General features: G+C 69.4%; 2 protein-coding genes. Both read right to left on the bottom strand.

Going from position 1 to position 1447, the window contains the following annotated elements; translation table 11 throughout:
- The coding region (locus AC1DYI_RS35495; protein WP_477208791.1) for an SDR family NAD(P)-dependent oxidoreductase at nt 1–181 on the bottom strand (181 nt) is incomplete at its 3' end.
- Nucleotides 182–215: 34 nt separating this feature from the next.
- On the bottom strand, nt 216–1447 hold a 1232-nt coding region (locus tag AC1DYI_RS35490), incomplete at its 5' end, for a benzaldehyde dehydrogenase (protein WP_477208790.1).

Raw genomic sequence — 1447 nt, 5'->3', positions numbered from 1 at the left:
CCGCATCGATCGCGGCCTGCTCGGACAGGTCGGCTTTCACGAAGCCGTCGAGCGTGACCATCGGGTCGTTGCGGTCCACGCCGATCACGCGGGCGCCGTTCAGCCGCAGGTAGCGCGCGGTCTCTGCGCCGATGCCGGAGCTGGAACCGGTGATGACGATGGTCTTGCCTTGGAAGTTCATGGTGCTTGTCTCCGCTTGACTCTTGAAATGGAACTCAGAAGGGGAACGGGGTCGGGGCGTCTTTCACCGTCAGCCATTGCCAGGTGGTGAACTGCTCCCAGTCGCCCGGGCCGCCATGCGAGTTGCCGTTGCCGGCGATGCCCGGGCCGCCGAAGGGGTTCACGGCGTCGTCGTTGACGGTCTGGTCGTTGATGTGGACCATGCCGGCCTTCAGCTTGTTGCCCACCACCAGCGCACGGCCGACCGACTTCGACAACACGCCGGCCGCCAGGCCCCCGCGACTCTGGTTCGCAAGGGCCACCGCCTCGTCGTCGGTCTGGAAGCTGACGAGGTTGACCACCGGGCCGAAGGTCTCGTCGTCGAAGCTGGGCATGCCGGGCTTCACGCCGGCAAGCACGGTGGGTCGGTAGAACAGCCCGTCGTAGCGGCCGCCGGCCAGCAGCGTGGCGCCGGCCTGGATGCTGGCCTGCACGGTGGCGTGCACGCGGTCGCGTTGGCGCTCGTCGATCAACGGGCCCAGCGCCACTTGACCGGTGGCGCCATTGCCCACCGGCAGGTGCGTGGCCTTCGTGACCAGGCGCTCGGTGATCGCCGGTGCGATCGACTCATGCACCAGCACGCGGTTGCTGGCCATGCAGATCTGCCCCTGGTGCAGCCAGGCACCCCAGGCGATGTTGCTGGCGGCCAGGTCCAGGTCGGCTTCGCTGCTCATGTCGCTCAGCACGATCAACGCGTTGCTGCCGCCCAGTTCCAGCGAGACCTTTTTCAGGTGCTTGCCCGCCAGCTCGCCGATGCGCCGGCCCACGCCCGCCGAGCCGGTGAACGACATCATCGCGACCGCGGGGTCGGTGACCAGCGCCTCGCCCACGTCCGGCCCGCCGGGCAGCACGTGCAGAACACCGGCCGGCAACCCCGCTTGCTCGAAGACCTGGGCGATCAGCAGCCCGCCGCTCACGGGCGTACGCGGGTCCGGCTTGATGATCACGGCGTTGCCGGCCGCCAGCGCCGGCGCCACCACGCGCAGCGTCAGGATCAGCGGGAAGTTGAAGGGCGAGATCACGCCGACCACACCGTGCGGCACGCGACGGGCGATGCTCATGCGGCCCGGCGCGCTCGGCAGCACCTGGCCCTGGGCCTGCATCGGCATCGCCGCGGCGATCTGGCAGAAGGCCACCGCCTCGCGCAGCTCGTGCTGGCCCTTGGGCAGGATGGCGCCGGTCTCGCGGGTGACGTAGAGCGCCAGCTCGTCGAAGTGCTGCTGGAACA

It is taken from the genome of Ideonella sp. P3_A4, assembly GCF_056403075.1.
This window is presented reverse-complemented; position numbering and strand designations above follow the sequence as displayed.